The organism is Marinobacterium ramblicola (assembly GCF_019084545.1).
Lineage (GTDB): Bacteria > Pseudomonadota > Gammaproteobacteria > Pseudomonadales > Balneatricaceae > Marinobacterium_D > Marinobacterium_D ramblicola.
Genome location: NZ_JAHREP010000011.1, coordinates 108,546 through 123,613 on the forward strand (window position 1 = coordinate 108,546; position 15,068 = coordinate 123,613).

General features: G+C 61.9%; 16 protein-coding genes and 2 riboswitches. Of the genes, 10 read left to right on the forward strand and 6 right to left on the reverse strand.

The window, feature by feature from the left end; translation table 11 throughout:
• Window positions 1-151: 151 nt before the first annotated feature.
• On the reverse strand, window positions 152-802 hold the full coding sequence (locus KQ940_RS10300) for a 2OG-Fe(II) oxygenase (RefSeq protein ID WP_217413481.1): 651 nt from the start codon (window positions 800-802) through the stop codon (window positions 152-154).
• A 90-nt stretch (window positions 803-892) separates the two neighbouring features.
• Between KQ940_RS10300 and KQ940_RS10305 the strand changes: the two genes are divergently transcribed.
• Both KQ940_RS10305 and KQ940_RS10310 read left to right on the forward strand, forming a co-directional pair.
• Window positions 893-1,342 carry a 3D domain-containing protein gene (locus KQ940_RS10305; RefSeq protein ID WP_246589950.1) on the forward strand — a complete coding sequence of 150 codons (450 nt, stop codon included), beginning with the start codon at window positions 893-895 and terminating at the stop codon, window positions 1,340-1,342.
• A gap of 102 nt (window positions 1,343-1,444) precedes the next feature.
• Window positions 1,445-1,921 carry a peroxiredoxin gene (locus KQ940_RS10310; RefSeq protein ID WP_217413483.1) on the forward strand — a complete coding sequence of 159 codons (477 nt, stop codon included), beginning with the start codon at window positions 1,445-1,447 and terminating at the stop codon, window positions 1,919-1,921.
• Window positions 1,922-1,967: 46 nt separating this feature from the next.
• Here KQ940_RS10310 and KQ940_RS10315 read toward each other — a convergent pair whose 3' ends face one another.
• The 3 genes from KQ940_RS10315 to KQ940_RS10325 form a co-directional block, all read right to left on the reverse strand.
• A complete protein-coding gene (locus KQ940_RS10315) occupies window positions 1,968-2,348 on the reverse strand; it encodes a hypothetical protein (RefSeq protein ID WP_217413485.1) in 381 nt (126 codons plus the stop codon).
• Window positions 2,349-2,411: 63 nt separating this feature from the next.
• Window positions 2,412-2,518, reverse strand: a riboswitch (SAM-I-IV-variant riboswitch).
• Window positions 2,519-2,591: 73 nt separating this feature from the next.
• Window positions 2,592-3,458 carry an S-formylglutathione hydrolase gene (gene fghA / locus KQ940_RS10320; protein ID WP_217413487.1) on the reverse strand — a complete coding sequence of 289 codons (867 nt, stop codon included), beginning with the start codon at window positions 3,456-3,458 and terminating at the stop codon, window positions 2,592-2,594.
• A 77-nt stretch (window positions 3,459-3,535) separates the two neighbouring features.
• Window positions 3,536-4,645 (reverse strand): S-(hydroxymethyl)glutathione dehydrogenase/class III alcohol dehydrogenase, encoded by a 1,110-nt coding sequence (locus KQ940_RS10325; RefSeq protein ID WP_188748848.1) that lies wholly within the window; start codon window positions 4,643-4,645, stop codon window positions 3,536-3,538.
• Window positions 4,646-4,881: 236 nt separating this feature from the next.
• Between KQ940_RS10325 and KQ940_RS10330 the strand changes: the two genes are divergently transcribed.
• Window positions 4,882-5,772 (forward strand): LysR family transcriptional regulator, encoded by an 891-nt coding sequence (locus KQ940_RS10330; protein WP_217413489.1) that lies wholly within the window; start codon window positions 4,882-4,884, stop codon window positions 5,770-5,772.
• A gap of 110 nt (window positions 5,773-5,882) precedes the next feature.
• Here KQ940_RS10330 and KQ940_RS10335 read toward each other — a convergent pair whose 3' ends face one another.
• On the reverse strand, window positions 5,883-6,263 hold the full coding sequence (locus KQ940_RS10335; protein ID WP_217413490.1) for a PIN domain-containing protein: 381 nt from the start codon (window positions 6,261-6,263) through the stop codon (window positions 5,883-5,885).
• Window positions 6,264-7,316 carry a helix-turn-helix domain-containing protein gene (locus tag KQ940_RS10340; RefSeq protein WP_217413491.1) on the reverse strand — a complete coding sequence of 351 codons (1,053 nt, stop codon included), beginning with the start codon at window positions 7,314-7,316 and terminating at the stop codon, window positions 6,264-6,266. It abuts the gene before it with no gap.
• Window positions 7,317-7,694: 378 nt separating this feature from the next.
• A riboswitch (cobalamin riboswitch) is annotated at window positions 7,695-7,941 on the forward strand.
• A gap of 133 nt (window positions 7,942-8,074) precedes the next feature.
• Between KQ940_RS10340 and btuB the strand changes: the two genes are divergently transcribed.
• Genes btuB through cobD form a run of 7 tightly spaced genes read left to right on the forward strand, consistent with a single transcriptional unit; the run spans window position 8,075 to window position 15,039 of the window.
• Window positions 8,075-9,892 carry a TonB-dependent vitamin B12 receptor gene (btuB, locus tag KQ940_RS10345; protein WP_217413492.1) on the forward strand — a complete coding sequence of 606 codons (1,818 nt, stop codon included), beginning with the start codon at window positions 8,075-8,077 and terminating at the stop codon, window positions 9,890-9,892.
• Between the two features lie 30 nt (window positions 9,893-9,922).
• On the forward strand, window positions 9,923-10,501 hold the full coding sequence (locus tag KQ940_RS10350; RefSeq protein WP_217413493.1) for a hypothetical protein: 579 nt from the start codon (window positions 9,923-9,925) through the stop codon (window positions 10,499-10,501).
• A complete protein-coding gene (gene cobO, locus KQ940_RS10355; RefSeq protein ID WP_217413494.1) occupies window positions 10,498-11,106 on the forward strand; it encodes a cob(I)yrinic acid a,c-diamide adenosyltransferase in 609 nt (202 codons plus the stop codon). The genes KQ940_RS10350 and cobO overlap by 4 nt, the downstream gene beginning before the upstream one ends.
• A 30-nt stretch (window positions 11,107-11,136) precedes the next feature.
• Window positions 11,137-12,474, forward strand: a complete 1,338-nt coding sequence (locus KQ940_RS10360; protein ID WP_217413496.1) for a cobyrinic acid a,c-diamide synthase CobB — start codon at window positions 11,137-11,139, stop codon at window positions 12,472-12,474.
• Window positions 12,471-13,127, forward strand: a complete 657-nt coding sequence (gene bluB / locus KQ940_RS10365) for a 5,6-dimethylbenzimidazole synthase (RefSeq protein ID WP_217413498.1) — start codon at window positions 12,471-12,473, stop codon at window positions 13,125-13,127. The genes KQ940_RS10360 and bluB overlap by 4 nt, the downstream gene beginning before the upstream one ends.
• Window positions 13,124-14,032, forward strand: a complete 909-nt coding sequence (cbiB, locus tag KQ940_RS10370) for an adenosylcobinamide-phosphate synthase CbiB (RefSeq protein ID WP_217413500.1) — start codon at window positions 13,124-13,126, stop codon at window positions 14,030-14,032. Before bluB ends, cbiB begins: the two co-directional genes overlap by 4 nt.
• Window positions 14,029-15,039, forward strand: a complete 1,011-nt coding sequence (cobD, locus tag KQ940_RS10375; RefSeq protein WP_217413501.1) for a threonine-phosphate decarboxylase CobD — start codon at window positions 14,029-14,031, stop codon at window positions 15,037-15,039. Before cbiB ends, cobD begins: the two co-directional genes overlap by 4 nt.
• Window positions 15,040-15,068 lie beyond the last annotated feature (29 nt).

A 15,068-nucleotide genomic window follows, 5' to 3' on the forward strand; every position in this document is an offset into this window, starting at 1 on the left:
GGTTGGCGGTCAGGACGCCTGTGGCGCCTGCGGGTCAAAGCGGCGAAGTATAGCAGATGCGTCGCAGTTTAGTGGTCATGGTATTGAACCGGATCGACCCCGAGCGGTCTATCCGGCACTGTATCGGGTAGTGGTAGTGCAACCGGTCGGTTCAGCGCGGCGGGTCGATCTGGTTACCGATACTGGCATTGACGCGGAACCAGCCGGCGATGCTGTATCGATCCATGCGCGCCGGCAGTACCTCGTGTGGGAAGCGATCGCTGAGGAACACCACCAGCCGTCCGGACTGGGGTGCGACCCGCTCGAGTACGCAGTCGCCCTGGCCCGGGTAGATCAGCAGCTCGCCGCCGTCGTCGTCCTGCCACTCGCTGTTGAGGTAGAATACGGTGGTCAGGATACGGTTGGTCTGGCCGCGGAAGGCATCCAGATGGCGTTTGTAGAAGGCGCCGGGCGGGTAGTGGGCAAAGTGGCATTCGTAGTCGAACAGGCCCATAAACAGGCGTCGGTTCAGCCCTTCGCGCAGCCGCTCCATCCACGCCAGGTAGGCGGCTTCGCTGGCATCCAGCTGTTCGAGCCAGCGGATCTGGTCGAGGCGGATGCGGTCGTTAAGCTGCTGTGCCTGTTCACGGCCTACCCCGGCGCGCTGAAATGCTTGGTCGTCGAGGTGCTGAACGCGGTGCAGCAGGGCTGAGGTCAGTGCGCTATCGAGGGCCTGGTCGCAGATGATGTAACCCTGGTTGACCAGCGCATCGGCGATGCGGTCGAACAACCTCTCGTCAGGTGTATTCGGTATACTGTTCATGAGCGTTCGTGGCGACACTCCGGGAAGGGGAACTCTATATAGCCCCAAATCCTGTGCTAGTCACGCGAAATGTTTTAAACCTGCAAACAAATGGTATCAACAGTCGTGATCGAGCGTTTTCGAACCGATGCAAAAAAAGCGATCCGTTACGGGTGTTGGCTGCTCTGCCTGCTGCCGATGCTGGCGGTCTATCGCTGTGTCGCGGAATCGGAACCGATCACGATGACGGTGACCGCATCAGCCTACAACTCGCTACCCGAGCAGACCAACTCCGCGCCCCGTACCGCCGCCTGGGGGGACAAGCTTAAGCCGGGCATGAAGGCGATTGCCGTGTCGGACGATCTGATACGCGAGGGGCTGACTCATGGCACCGAGGTGCGGATCAAGGGCCTGAAGGGGCGCTATGTGGTGCTGGACCGGATGCATTCACGCTGGGAGCGCAAGATCGACATCTATATGGGCGAGGATCTGGAGGCGGCCCTGCAATGGGGTGTGCGCAAGGTGCAGATCAGCTGGGTTGTGGCCGAGAACGAGCCCTGACGCATGCAGAGGATGTGGCGTGAGGGAATGGGCAGTAGAGCGTTGTACTGCTAGAATCCCGAGTAACTCAGTCAACAATAGCTGTGCTCAAGGAGGTCTCAAATGTCTATTCAGGTTGGCGATACACTGCCGTCGGTAACGTTCAAGGTCATGGGCGAGAAGGGACCGGAGTCGATGACCACCGGGGATTTGTTCGCAGGCAAGAAGGTGGTGCTGTTTGCGGTGCCGGGTGCCTTCACGCCGGGCTGCACCCTGACCCATCTGCCTGGTTTCGTTGTCAATGCCGACAAGATCAAGGCCAAGGGGGTGGACAGTATTGTCTGCACCGCGGTGAACGATGCCTTTGTCATGGACGCCTGGGGCAAGTCGCAGAACGCCGACGAGATCATCATGGCAGCCGACGGCAGCGCCGAGTTTGCCAAGGCGGTCGGGCTGGATAAGGATCTGACGGCGGGTGGTCTGGGCGTGCGCAGCAAGCGCTACGCGATGATCGTCAACGACGGCAAGGTCGAACTGCTCAATATCGACGACAAGGGAGTCGATCAGAGCAGCGCAGAGACCATTCTGGCGGCACTCTGATCGCTCACTGACGGCCCGCTCCGGCGGGCCGATCTGTTTCTACGGCTCAACACACCCGATCCAGCCAGTCACCTGTACGCTTGGGGTCTATCCCGGGCAGCTCCAGCCAGGGTACTTCAGCGAACAGGTCATCAAGCGGCTGAGCGCGTGAGCGCTCGATCAGCACCCAGTCACGGGCACCGTTTCGGCGGCAGTATTCGATGTACAGAAACCAGCGCGGCTGCGGGATGCTCTGGTCATTCTTGCGCTTGCCCTGCGCAGCCCAGACGTGCAGCGGGCACTGGTGGATATGGCTGTGCAGACGGCGGGTCAGAGCTGGCTCGGCTGCCGCGCTGAATAGCGGGAACCCGGGTTGGGATAGCGCTTGAGATGGCGCGTGATATAGCTCTTGAGATGGCTCTTGAGAAAAGTAATGTGCTTCGAACATGTCCTGCTCCTCTTGTCTTCGCACTGGGGCGAAGGCTGTCTTGGGAGCTGACGTTTTGAGTGCGGATACCTGTTTGGTTGTCGGTATCGACCGCATCGCCGCTTGGCGGCAACCACCTTGCCCAGGTAGGCAGGTTGGCGAGGACGTCAGCCCTTCTCTTGATGCATAAAAGCAGGGGATAAGTTATCCGGGAGTGGCGGCGAAATCAAGATTGGAGCGGGAATTACCCGCTCCGATCGGGTCTTACTTGAGCCCCAGCGCCTTGGCGTGGTGTTCGAGGTGGTCGCCGATGAAGGTGGCGATGAAGAAGTAGCTGTGGTCATAACCCGGCTGCAATCTCTGGGTCAGCGGGTGGCCCGCCGCTTCACAGGCATGCTTCAGCGCTTCCGGCTTCAGCTGTTCCGTCAGGAAGTCATCCGCTTCGCCCTGATCGACCAGCAACGGCAGACGCTCTTTCGCGTTGGCGATCAGTTCGCAGCTGTCCCAGGCTTTCCAGCTTTCACGGTCATCGCCGAGGTAACCGCTGAACGCCTTCTCGCCCCAGGGGGAGTTGATCGGGTTGCTGATCGGCGCGAAGGCGGATACCGACTTGTAGCGGCCCGGATTCTTCAGCGCGCAGATCAATGCACCGTGACCGCCCATGGAGTGGCCGCTGATGGCGCGCGCGTCGGTGACCGGGAAGTGCTCCTCGATCAGTGCCGGCAGCTCCTGCACCACATAGTCGTACATGCGGTAGTTTGCGGACCAGGGCGCCTGGGTGGCGTTGACGTAGAAACCGGCGGCGGAGCCGAAGTCGTAGCTGTCGTGCTCGCCGGGGAAATCGGTGCCGCGCGGGCTGGTGTCCGGACAGACGATCGCCATGCCCAGCTCGGCCGCCAGACGCTGGGCGCCCGCCTTCTGGGTGAAATTCTCGTCGGTGCAGGTCAGGCCGGAGAGCCAGTAAAGTACCGGCACCGATTGATTCTGCGCCTGCGGCGGCAGGTAGATGGCGAAGATCATCTCCGTGCCGGTGCTGCTGGACTGGTGCTTGTAGCGCTTGAGCCAGCCGCCGAAGCTCTTGTTGCAGGCGATCAGCTCAGGGGCTGCAGGATTGGTAGAAAGATCAGACATGTGGCGATTCTCCTTGAGGAGCGTCTCGGATAGCACAGCGCCGCCCGCGGAACTGGGCGGCGCTGCTACCAATTCAATCAGAACAGGATGACGGAGCGGATGCTTTCGCCTTCGTGCATCAGATCGAACGCCTTGTTGATATCCTCAAGGCCCATGGTGTGGGTGATGAACGGATCGATCTCGATCTTGCCGTTCATGTAGTCCTCGACGTAGCCCGGCAGCTGGCTGCGGCCCTTGACTCCACCGAAGGCGGAGCCTTTCCAGACACGGCCGGTGACCAGCTGGAACGGACGAGTGGAGATCTCTTCGCCGGCACCGGCAACACCTATGATGATCGACTCACCCCAGCCCTTGTGGCAGCACTCCAGCGCGGAGCGCATCACCTGTACGTTGCCGATACACTCGAAGGAGTAATCGACGCCGCCGTCGGTCATATCGACGATCACCTGCTGGATCGGATCGGAGAAGTTTTTCGGGTTGACGCAATCGGTGGCACCGAACTGCTTGGCCATCTCGAACTTGGATTCGTTGATATCGATGGCGATGATGCGGCTGGCCTGCGCCATGCGGGCGCCCTGTATGACCGACAGACCGATGCCGCCGAGACCGAATACGGCCACGGTGGAACCCGGTTCAACCTTGGCGGTGTTCAGTACCGCACCGATACCGGTGGTGATACCGCAACCGAGCAGGCAGACCTTCTCCAGCGGCGCGTCGATACTGATCTTGGCCAGGGAGATCTCCGGTACTACGGTGTATTCGGAGAAGGTGGAGGTGCCCATGTAGTGGTAGATGGTTTCGCCGTTCAGCGAGAAACGGCTGGTGCCGTCCGGCATCAGGCCCTTGCCCTGGGTAGCGCGCACCGCCTGGCACAGGTTGGTCTTGCCGGACAGGCAGAATTTGCACTTGCCGCACTCAGCGGTGTACAGCGGGATGACATGGTCGCCCGGCTTCAGCGTGGTCACACCCGGACCGACCTCTTCCACGATACCCGCACCCTCATGGCCGAGAATCGACGGGAAGATACCCTCGGGATCGGCGCCAGACAGGGTGAAAGCGTCGGTGTGGCAGACACCGGTAGCGACGATGCGTACCAGTACTTCACCGGCCTTCGGGCCCTGAACGTCCACCTCTTCGATGGTCAGCGGTGCGCCTGCTTTCCAGGCCACGGCAGCGCGTGATTTCATGATTCTCTCCTAAATTATGTACAGGATGTACGGTATCCCGCGAGCGCATGGAAGCGCAGGAGCGGGGTTACAGGATGTACGGTATCCCGCGAGCGCATGTGGACGCAGGAGCGGGTAACGAATGTGAATGCAAAGTGTAGTTAATGAGTCGGATTTCATCTCGGCACAGATGACAAATTATTTTTGCCATATAGCAATAATGCTGGCATAAATCTGATTTTTGGCAGGAGTCCGGCGTGCGGCGGTGGGATGCAATTGAGGCCTATGTGGCGGTTGTACAGCAGGGCAGTTTCTCCGGCGCAGCGGACAAGCTAGGTGTGTCGGCCTCCCATATCAGTCGCCGGGTGGCGGAGCTGGAGGCTCATCTGGGCACGCCGCTGATCTTTCGAACCACCCGCTCGATCCGCCTCAGCGAGGCGGGCGAGCAGTATTTCCAGCACTGCCACCAGCTGCTCGAGGGCTTCTTGAGTGCCGAGGAGCGGATCAGCCGTCAGCAATCCGAACCCGCTGGGCTGCTGAAGCTGACCTGCGCCGCCACCTTCGGTGAGCGCTTTATCGCCCCGCTGCTGCCGGAGTTCATGCGCCGTTACCCCAAGCTGGAGATCGATCTTCACCTGAGCAATCAGCTGGTCGACCTGATCCGCGATGGCTATGACCTGGCGATCCGCCTCGGCACGCTGGAGGACTCCAGCCTGCTGGCGCGGCGTCTGTGTGACCGGCGCGAATACCTCTGCGCCTCGCCCGACTACCTGGAGCGCCACGGCGCGCCGCATACCCTGAGCGAGCTGGCGCACCATAACTGCCTGCTCGGCACCAGCCCCACCTGGCTGTTTCAGGATCGCGGCCAGCGCCGGGAGCTTCGTGTGCACGGCAACTGGCGCTCCAACTCCGGGCCCGCCGTGTTGTCCGCAGTGCAGGCAGGCCTCGGCATCGCCCAACTGCCCGACTACTACGTCGAGCCGCAGTTGGAGCGCGGCGAGCTGATCAGCCTGCTGGAGAACTACCGCTATCGCCACTCCGGCGTCTGGCTGGTCTACCCCAAGGCACGGCAGCAGCTGCCGCGGTTGAAGCTGCTCTGTGATTATCTGACCGAGCAGTTTGAGACCCTGCCCTGGCGAGTACAGTGATATGGGGAAGGGTTAAAGCTGGTCCAACCGGGCAAAGGCGAGTTGCCAAGGGAGACGGCTGCCAGCTGATTTCATTAATGCGTAGGACTTTCTGGCATCGTCTTTGTTGATCAGGTCGTGGACAACAAGTTGCTCCACAACCCTAGCGTACCCATCACGATAACGGCTTCTTGTGCTGCTGCTTGGCGCAGATCGCCATCTCCGGTCAGAAGAGGGCAGTTCTCCTGTTTGGCCAGGGCCAGGGAAAAACAGTCATATCGGCTGGGGCCTGCGTAGGTTTGGGTCATCCTGAAAGCGTCCAGCATGCCGTCGGCCGTCAGCTCTGAAATAACAAGTCCCAGTCCAGGCAGATGGGCATGTTGATCGGAGAGTTCGTCATGGTAGAGCAGGTCGGACACCTTGAACTGAAAGGGTAGCTGAAACATCAGCTCCAGCAACTGTCCGGCCTCCATGTCAATCAGGACATTGGCGTCGCTGATAAGCACCTGCATCTAGGCGACGGCTCCTTCCATCATTTTCGATTTTCGGAACATCGCCTGCGGCATCAGTAACAGTTCGGCTGCTTTCGAATCGGATATCAAGCCCTCGCCGGCACCCCGGTAGACGAGTTGTTCAAACAGCTGGGTACGCTCTGCGGGGTAGGGTTCACCTGGTTCCTCTCTTTTCCAACCTCTGCGGGAGAACTCGATAGTTAAGCTCTTGTAGCGCTCGGCGGAGATAATTCCCAGGTCTTTGCAGCGATACAGTGAACCGGCCATGCTCAGGCCATACTCCTGCTTGAGCAGGTACAGCTCCTTCCAATCGATATTCTGACGTTTATGCCCCAGGTGCTCGAATGCGCCAATGGCCGGCAACAAGAAAGAGGAAGCAAAGCGGTTGCATGCTTTCTCCTCATCGAGATGACCGGGCAAGCGGCCATGCAGCAGCAGGTGTCCCAGTTCATGGGCCAGAGTAAAGCGCTGGCGGCATCCCGGCCATTGGCTGGAAACCACCATCACCGGTTGCCTTTCGATCTGTGCCTGCAGACCGTCGAACTTATCGGCCTGATCCGACTCGGTCAGGATCACCAGAACCCCTTTGGATTCCAGCAGGTCGATCAGCTCCGGCAAAGGGTTGAGCCCCAGTTGCCACTCTTGTCGGAGTGCCAGACTGACCTGCTCAATATCATCCAGCGACTCGACGACGGGAATATCTGCCGGTAACGAAAATTCGGGTACGGGAAACTCGGGCCACAGGTTTTTCAGCTCGAACCAGCGCTCTGCCTGATCCAAAACATCGGCGGCAATGCGATCCAGTATCTTTTTCGGAGTGCTGGCTCGTTTACGGTACTCCACGCCCGAGAGTCGGATCCGGTTGGGCCTGAAAAAGAACTCGGCTCGCACGCCGAGCTCATCCGCCAGCTTTATAAGCACGGAAGAGGAGGGCATGCTCTGGTCATGCTCGTACTTCTTGATCATGTTGGAGCTCACCCCAACCGCTTTGCCGAGCTTATCCATGGACAAGCCGGAAGCAGCTCGGGCTCGCTTCAGTCGCTCGCCAATCATACTGAGCCTCGGTTTATAAAATTACTTTAAGTAATAAAAATATAAACCATCGGGGTTATATACACCACCTTTCAGGTAATGGCGGTTAGCTCAAAAGACGGCGGTCTAAAAGACTTGACCACTACACACGGGTGATTGCTGAGCAGATCTGCAAGTCTGTCGTATACGGGAAGTAAAGAAGAAAAGAAATGCCCCAGTCTTATCGGCGACGAGGCGCAGCCACGACCCTGAACCTTGGGTAAAGGATCAAACACTAACCGGCCAGCAATTAGCTGTATCCATGGTATATGAGCCACCTTATCTCTTGAAGTTATGATCCAATGCTTTTCATCTCCGATTGAATACGCTGCGTTTGACCATGTCCCCGGGATACTCCTACAATTCCGCCTTGCTTCCGGTGTGCCAGGCCCGCTTATCCACAGGGTCTGGAACTTAATCGGGAAGCCGGTGCGCGCTTTGACGTAGATGTCAGGTGCAATGCCGGCGCTGCCCCCGCAACGGTAGTGGAGTGAGAACGGCACAGGCCACTGTATCCATCGATATGGGAAGGCGCTGTTCTTGGATGCCGCGCAGACGCGAGCATCGACTCCTGAGCCCGGAGACCGGCCTGAAGCATATGCAGTCGGCATTGCGGAGGGCAATCGGTACTGAATCGGGCCCGCTGTATCAGGATAGCGGCTCGGTTCTCTCCCTTTCCCTTCGCTGGCCGTTTTTATCCACGAATGCGTGCGGGCGGTGCGCAAAGGGCAATCAACTTGATGAACAGATTTACCATTCCAGCAGCCATTCTGCTGGGCAGCAGTGCTGTTTCTGCCGTTCAGGCGGAAACCCTTCCCACCAGCATTATCGTGACGGCCAGCCGCAGTGCCGAGACCGCCGATGAAACCCTGGCCGCGGTTACGGTCATTACCCGCGACGATATCGAGCGCACCCAGGCGCAGACGGTACCCGAACTGCTCGGCAGCGCGCCGGGCGTGATGCTGGTCAACAGCGGCGGGCGCGGCAAGGCCAGCTCCCTCTTTCTTCGCGGCACCAACTCCGATCAGGTGCTGGTGCTGATCGACGGCATCAAGGTCGGTTCGGCGACTCTGGGCACCACCGCGTTCGAGCAACTGGCGGTGGATCAGATCGAGCGGATCGAGATCGTGCGCGGGCCGCGCTCCTCGCTCTATGGCTCCGAGGCGATCGGCGGCGTGATCCAGATCTTCACCCGTCGCGGCGGCGAAGGGTTCAGCCCCCGCTTCAGCACCGGCGTCGGCAGCAACGACAGCCGCGAGGTGACGCTGGGTGCCTCCGGCGGCAGCGATCGGGGCTGGTACAACCTGGATCTCAGCGATTTCTCCACTCAGGGGTTCGACGCCAAGACCGAAGGGGCGTTCGGCCACAATCCGGATGACGACGGCTACAACAACCGCTCCTGGGCAGTGAGTGGCGGCTATCGTTTCAACGACCTGGCCAAGGGGCGGTTTAACTGGAGCCGTAACGAGGGGATCAACGAGTATGACGGCGGCTCCAGCTTCGATGACTACGAGACCCATCAGCGCCTGGACACCCTCGGCGGCGTGCTGGAGCTGACCCCGAGCGACGACTGGGCGCTGAGCCTGACCCTGGGGCGCAGCCGCGACGAGTCCACCGAGTACGGCGACGGTGCGGCGCAGAGCCATATCGACACCGAGCGCGATATCGCCTCGGTCGTCAGTGAGCACTACCTGACCGATACGGTCGAGTTCAGCTGGGGAGTGGACTATCAGCAGGACGAGGTGGACAGCAGCACCGACTACGCCGAAACCTCACGCGACAACATCGGCGTATTCGGTCTCTATCAGCACTACTTCGGTGCCCAGGATATCGCCGTCAGTCTGCGTCACGACGACAACGAGCAGTTCGGTGGCAAGAACACCGGCTCCCTGGCCTGGGGGATTCAGATCGATCCGGATCTGAGACTGTTCGTCAGCTACGGCACCGCGTTCAAGGCGCCCACCTTCAACGACCTTTACTGGCCGGAGGACGCGTTCTCCGTCGGCAACCCGGATCTGCTGCCGGAGGAGTCGGAAAGCGTTGAGGTCGGCCTGTCCGGCGAGCATGCCGATATCCGCTGGTCCGCCAACCTGTACCAGACCGAGATCGAGAACCTGATCAGCTGGGAGTTCGACGGCAAGTTCACGCCGAAAAACGTCAGCGATGCGCGTATCCGCGGCCTGGAGCTGAGCGCGGCGACCCGGCTGGCCGGCTGGGACCTGCGCTCGAGCCTGGATCTGACCGACCCGAAGGATCTGGAGGACGACAGTCTGCTCAGCCGCCGTCCGCGCAAAGTGCTGAATCTGGCGGCGGATCGTGACTTTGGCACCTGGTCGCTGGGCGGCTCGCTGAAGGCAGTGGGCAAGCGCAAGGACAGCTCGACCCATCTGGCCGGTTACACCACCGTTGATCTGCGCGCCGGTTATCGCCTGGGGCGCGACTGGTCGCTGAAGGGGCGGGTCGACAACCTGTTCGACGAGCAGTACCAGACGGTAAACAACTTCAACCAGCCGGACCGCGAATACTGGCTGTCACTGCACTACACCCCCGGTGCCTGAGCGCAGCGGACAGACTGAAAGGAGTTGTTGATGAACAACCTGACTAAAACGCAGCAGTATGGCATAGGTATCGGGCTGATCCTGCTGATGGCGGTCACCCGCGGTCAGCACTTCGCCACTGTCGAGGCGCTACCCAGTGCCTCCTGGGCTGTGTTTTTCCTCGCCGGCGTGTTCCTGCGACCGGCCTGGGTCTTTCCGCTGCTGTTCCTGCAGGCGGTGACACTGGATCTGGTTTCGTTGGGCGGTTTCACCGAGGCGGCCAAGCATCACTGCGTGTCGCCGGCGTATGCGCTGCTGCTGCCCGCCTACGCCTCGCTCTGGTTTGGTGGCCGCACCTATGCACGCCTGCACCGCGACAACTGGATGACCCTGGTGCCGCTGGCGCTGCTGCTGTTCGCCAGTGCCTTCGTCTCCAACCTGTTCTCCAGTGGGGGGTACTACTACTTCTCCGGTACCTACTCCGACCCCAACCTGATCGGGCTGTGGGTGCGCTTCGAACTCTACCTGCCGGCGCGGCTGGAGACGCTGTTCGGCTATGTTGCGGTGCTCGGTGGTCTGATCCAGCTCACGCTGCACAGCGCCCGCCCGCGTCAGGTTGCCCGGGCATGAGCGACACAAACAGCCGGGACCAGCGCCACCGGGCGCGGATGCAGCGCAAAAAGGCGGTGGTCGACGACGCCATCGCCCGCGCCGATATCGACCGCGGGGTGCTGCTGGTGTTGACCGGCAACGGCAAGGGCAAGAGCAGCTCCGCGTTCGGCATGCTGGCGCGTGCGCTGGGCCACGGCATGCAGGTTGGCGTGGTGCAGTTCATCAAGGGCAGCTTCAGCACCGGCGAGGAGGCGTTTTTCCGCCGCTTCCCCGAGGTGCGCTACCACGTCATGGGCGAGGGCTTCACTTGGGAGACCCAGGATCGGGCTCGGGATGTGGAGGCGGCTCAGGCTGCCTGGGCGCAGGCGTGCGAGCTGCTGGCCGATCCGACCATCGGGCTGGTGGTGCTGGATGAGCTGAATATTGCGCTGAAATACGGCTATATCGCGCTCGACGAAGTGCTTGAGGCGCTGGCCCAAAGACCGCCGATGCAACATGTGGCGATCACCGGCCGTGGTGCACCCCAGGCGCTGATCGATGCTGCCGATACGGTGACCGAGATGCAGGTGGTCAAACACGCATTCAAGGCCGGGATCCGGGCGCAGAAGGGCGTCGAGCTGTGAGGGGAGTCTGGCGGTGAAGGGAGTCTGGCGATGAAGGGAACCGAATGGAATACCGAAGCTCCACAGTCCGTGCGTCGCTGTCCGGCACTGCTGGTCTCCGCCCCGGCCTCAGGCCAGGGCAAAACTACCGTCACAGCGGCGTTGGCGCGACTGCATACCCGCTTGGGACGGCGGGTCAGGGTGTTCAAGACCGGTCCCGATTTCCTTGATCCGATGATCCTGTCCCAGGCCTGCGGCAGCGAGGTCTATCAGCTCGACCTGTTTATGGGCGGCGCCGAGCACTGCAAGCACCTGCTTTGGGATGCGGCCGGCGAGGCGGACCTGATTCTGATCGAAGGGGTGATGGGGCTGTTCGACGGTGCCCCCAGCAGTGCCGACCTGGCCGAGCTGTTCGGTATCCCGGTACTGGCGGTGATCGATGCCGGCGGTATGGCACAGACCTTCGGCGCTCTGGCGCAGGGTTTGGCGAATTACCGTACCCCCCTCGAATTCAGCGGGGTCATGGCCAATCGGGTGGGCAGCACCGGCCATGCGCAGATGCTGCAGCAGGCGTTGCCGGAGGCGCTACGCTGGTACGGCGCGTTGCCAAGGGAGCAGGCGTTCGAGCTGCCCAGTCGCCATCTCGGCCTGATGCAGGGTAGTGAGATCGACGACCTGGAGCAGCGGCTGGATGCTGCCGCGGATGCGATCGCCGACAGCGCCGGTACCGAGTTGCCAGCGCCGGTGACGTTTCAGCCCCAGCCGGTGGAGGCAACGCCGCGACTGCTCGCGGGTGTGCGGATTGGCGTGGCACGGGATGCCGCGTTCAGCTTTCTCTATCCCGCCAACCTCGACTGCCTGCGCCAGCTCGGCGCCGAACTGGTGTTTTTCTCGCCGCTGCAGGATACCAGGCTTCCGGAGGTGCACAGCCTCTACCTGCCGGGCGGCTATCCCGAACTCTACCTGACCGAGCTTGGCGCCAACTGGAGCCTGATGGAGCAGGTGCTGGACCACCATCAACAGGGCAAGCCGATACTGGCGGAGTGCGGCGGCATGCTCTGGCTCAGTGAATCCCTGACCTCGCTGAACGGCGACAGGGTGGAGTTCTGTGGCGTGCTGCCGGCTCGGGCACAGATGCACGCGCGTTTTACCGCGCTGGGCCTGCAGCGGCTTCAGTTGTCGGTCGCGGGCGGGACTGCCGAGCTGCGCGGGCACACCTTTCATCATTCCAGCCTCGACACTGTGCTGGAGCCGATCGCGCGTGGCGAGTGCCCCAATGGTCGCCGGGCGGCCGAGCCTGTGTACCGTGTGCGTCGGCTGACCGCCTCCTACTTCCACTGCTATTTTCCATCCAATCCGGCGGCAGTGGCGGAGCTGCTCAGGCCATGAGTGACGCGTTCAGCGAACTGGAGCGGGCGGCCGTCTATCGTGCCATCCGTGAGCGACGCGATATGCGTCACTTCAGCAACGAGCCGATGTCTGCCGAGGTTCTGCAACGCCTGCTGCAGGCGGCGCATCAGGCGCCCAGTGTTGGCTTGATGCAGCCCTGGCGTTTTATCCGTATCCGCGATGTCGATCTGCGGGGCCAGGTCCGCGCATTGGTCGAGCGGGAGCGGCTGGCAACCGCCAAAGCGCTTGGCGGACGTGAACAGGAGTTCCTCAGGCTCAAGGTCGATGGACTGGACCGTTGTGCCGAGCTGCTGGTGGTGGCGCTGATGGATCAGCGTGAGCGACACCTGTTTGGCCGCCGCACCCTGCCGGAGATGGACCTGGCCTCGGTCGCCTGCGCGATTCAGAACCTGTGGCTGGCGGCCCGTGCCGAGGGCGTGGGCGTTGGCTGGGTCTCCCTGTTCGACCCTGATGCACTGGCCGAGCTGTTACAGATGCCCGCGGGCAGCAAAGCGGTGGCGATCCTCTGTATCGGCCCGGTGGACGAGTTTTACGAGCGGCCGATGCTGGAGCAGGCGGGCTGGGCCAGCGCGGCGCCGTTATCGGAGATGCTGTTCGAGAACCACTGGCCAACGGCGGATACACCGGTATGAGTGCGCTAATGCTGGTTGCTGGCGTATTGCTGGACCTCTGGTGGGGAGAGCCGCGGCGCTGGCACCCGCTGGTCGGCTTCGGCCGTTGTGCCCGGTGGATAGAGCAGCGGCTGAACCGCGGTGACGCGACAGGGAGGCGGCTATTGGGGCTGATCGCCGTACTTCTGCTGGTAGTGCCGCCGGTCCTGCTCTGTGTATGGCTGGTACAGCAACCCTCTGTCGGCTGGTTGATCTCGGTGCTGGTGCTCTGGTTCGCGTTGGGGCTGAACAGCCTGCGCGCCCATACGCTACCGATCATGACGGCGCTCTCGGCGGGCGATCTGGCTGAGGCGCGACGGCTGACCGCGCGTATCTGTAGCCGGGATGAGGCGTGGCTGGAGATCGAGCGCAGCGCCGTGGAATCGATCCTGGAGAACGGCAGCGATGCGGTGTTCGGCGCCCTGTTCTGGTTCTGTGTCGCCGGCGCACCGGGGGTACTGGCGTTCCGGTTGATCAACACCCTGGATGCCAGCTGGGGCTACAAGAGCGAGCGTTTTCTCCATTTCGGCTGGGCCGCGGCGCGGCTGGACGACCTGGTCGGGCTGATACCGGCGCGGCTCACCGCGCTCGCTTATGCCCTGTGCGGTGATACTCGACGGGCGTTGTCCTGCTGGCGGCTGCAGGCATCGGCCCATGACAGCCCCAATGCCGGACCGGTGATGGCCAGCGGCGCCGGCGCTCTCGGGGTGCGCCTGGGCGGGCTGACCTGCTATCGCGGGGTCTGGATCGACAAGCCTTGTCTGGGCAAAGGCGCCGCAGCCCGGCGCCAGGATCTGCAGCGGGCGCTGGACCTGGTCGGGCACAGTGTCGTGCTCTGGCTGGCGGCGATCCTGCTCATGCAGCTGATACTGGAGACCTGGTCATGATGGCAATGGGGCAGCCGGAGCATGGCGGTGGTCTGAATGCCGCCGCCGAACGGCACGGGATTCCCCGCGGTCACTGGCTGGATCTGTCCACCGGGATCAATCCACGGGGTTGGCCGGTACCGGATATTCCCTCCGAGGTGTTTGCCCGTCTACCGGAGGTGGATGATCAGCTGGAAATGGCGGCGGCGGACTACTACGGTTGTGATCAACTGCTGCCATTGGCTGGCTCACAACAGGGAATACAGCTACTGCCCAGGCTGCGACAGGCACTATGCGGGAGTGGTCGGGTCGGCGTACTGACGCCGGGTTACGCCGAGCATCGGCATCACTGGCAGCTGCATGGCCATGATGTTAAGGGGCTGAGTGCATTGCAGATCGAGTCCCGGCTGCCGCAGCTGGAGGTACTGGTGCTGATCAACCCCTGCAATCCCAGCGGCTGCAGTTTCACGCCCGAGCAGCTTGAGCGCTGGCGTGCGCAACTGGCTGCTCGCGGTGGCTGGCTGGTGGTGGACGAAGCGTTTATCGACGCAACGCCGGAGCTCAGCCTGCTGGGCCCCGAACTCCCGCGCGGACTGATCATTCTACGCTCTCTGGGCAAGTTTTTCGGCCTTGCCGGTCTGCGTGTCGGATTTCTGTTTGCAGAATCGACAATCAGACACGCGCTCGCGCCACTTATAGGCCCCTGGGCACTGGCCCACCCCTCGCGCTGGCTGGCGACCAAGGCGTTGCAGGACCAAGAGTGGCAGCGGTTTGCCCGGGTCAACCTGCGGCTGCAGCAACAGCGTCTGGTCGATCTCCTGGCCAGGTTCTTTGTCGAGCCTGTTAGCAGTACGTCGTTGTTCGCCTGGATCCCGACCGAGCGGGCCGAATCGATTCAGCAGCGTCTGGCGATGCGGGCGGTGTTGGTGCGTTGTTTTAACGATCCACCCGGCCTCAGGTTCGGCCTGCCCGGTAGCGAGGCGCAATGGCGGCAACTGGAGCACGCATTACAGGAGATCAAGCAGTGACGGGTGAAGCCCTCAGCGAGCAAGGCGCT

Coding starts and splice junctions, on each gene's coding strand:
- KQ940_RS10300 (WP_217413481.1), bottom strand. CDS start 802: ATGAACAGTATACCGAATACACCTGACGAGAGGTTGTTCGACCGCATC.
- KQ940_RS10305 (WP_246589950.1), top strand. CDS start 893: ATGGTATCAACAGTCGTGATCGAGCGTTTTCGAACCGATGCAAAAAAA.
- KQ940_RS10310 (WP_217413483.1), top strand. CDS start 1,445: ATGTCTATTCAGGTTGGCGATACACTGCCGTCGGTAACGTTCAAGGTC.
- KQ940_RS10315 (WP_217413485.1), bottom strand. CDS start 2,348: ATGTTCGAAGCACATTACTTTTCTCAAGAGCCATCTCAAGAGCTATAT.
- fghA (WP_217413487.1), bottom strand. CDS start 3,458: ATGTCTGATCTTTCTACCAATCCTGCAGCCCCTGAGCTGATCGCCTGC.
- KQ940_RS10325 (WP_188748848.1), bottom strand. CDS start 4,645: ATGAAATCACGCGCTGCCGTGGCCTGGAAAGCAGGCGCACCGCTGACC.
- KQ940_RS10335 (WP_217413490.1), bottom strand. CDS start 6,263: ATGCAGGTGCTTATCAGCGACGCCAATGTCCTGATTGACATGGAGGCC.
- KQ940_RS10340 (WP_217413491.1), bottom strand. CDS start 7,316: ATGATTGGCGAGCGACTGAAGCGAGCCCGAGCTGCTTCCGGCTTGTCC.
- btuB (WP_217413492.1), top strand. CDS start 8,075: ATGAACAGATTTACCATTCCAGCAGCCATTCTGCTGGGCAGCAGTGCT.
- KQ940_RS10350 (WP_217413493.1), top strand. CDS start 9,923: ATGAACAACCTGACTAAAACGCAGCAGTATGGCATAGGTATCGGGCTG.
- cobO (WP_217413494.1), top strand. CDS start 10,498: ATGAGCGACACAAACAGCCGGGACCAGCGCCACCGGGCGCGGATGCAG.
- KQ940_RS10360 (WP_217413496.1), top strand. CDS start 11,137: ATGAAGGGAACCGAATGGAATACCGAAGCTCCACAGTCCGTGCGTCGC.
- bluB (WP_217413498.1), top strand. CDS start 12,471: ATGAGTGACGCGTTCAGCGAACTGGAGCGGGCGGCCGTCTATCGTGCC.
- cbiB (WP_217413500.1), top strand. CDS start 13,124: ATGAGTGCGCTAATGCTGGTTGCTGGCGTATTGCTGGACCTCTGGTGG.
- cobD (WP_217413501.1), top strand. CDS start 14,029: ATGATGGCAATGGGGCAGCCGGAGCATGGCGGTGGTCTGAATGCCGCC.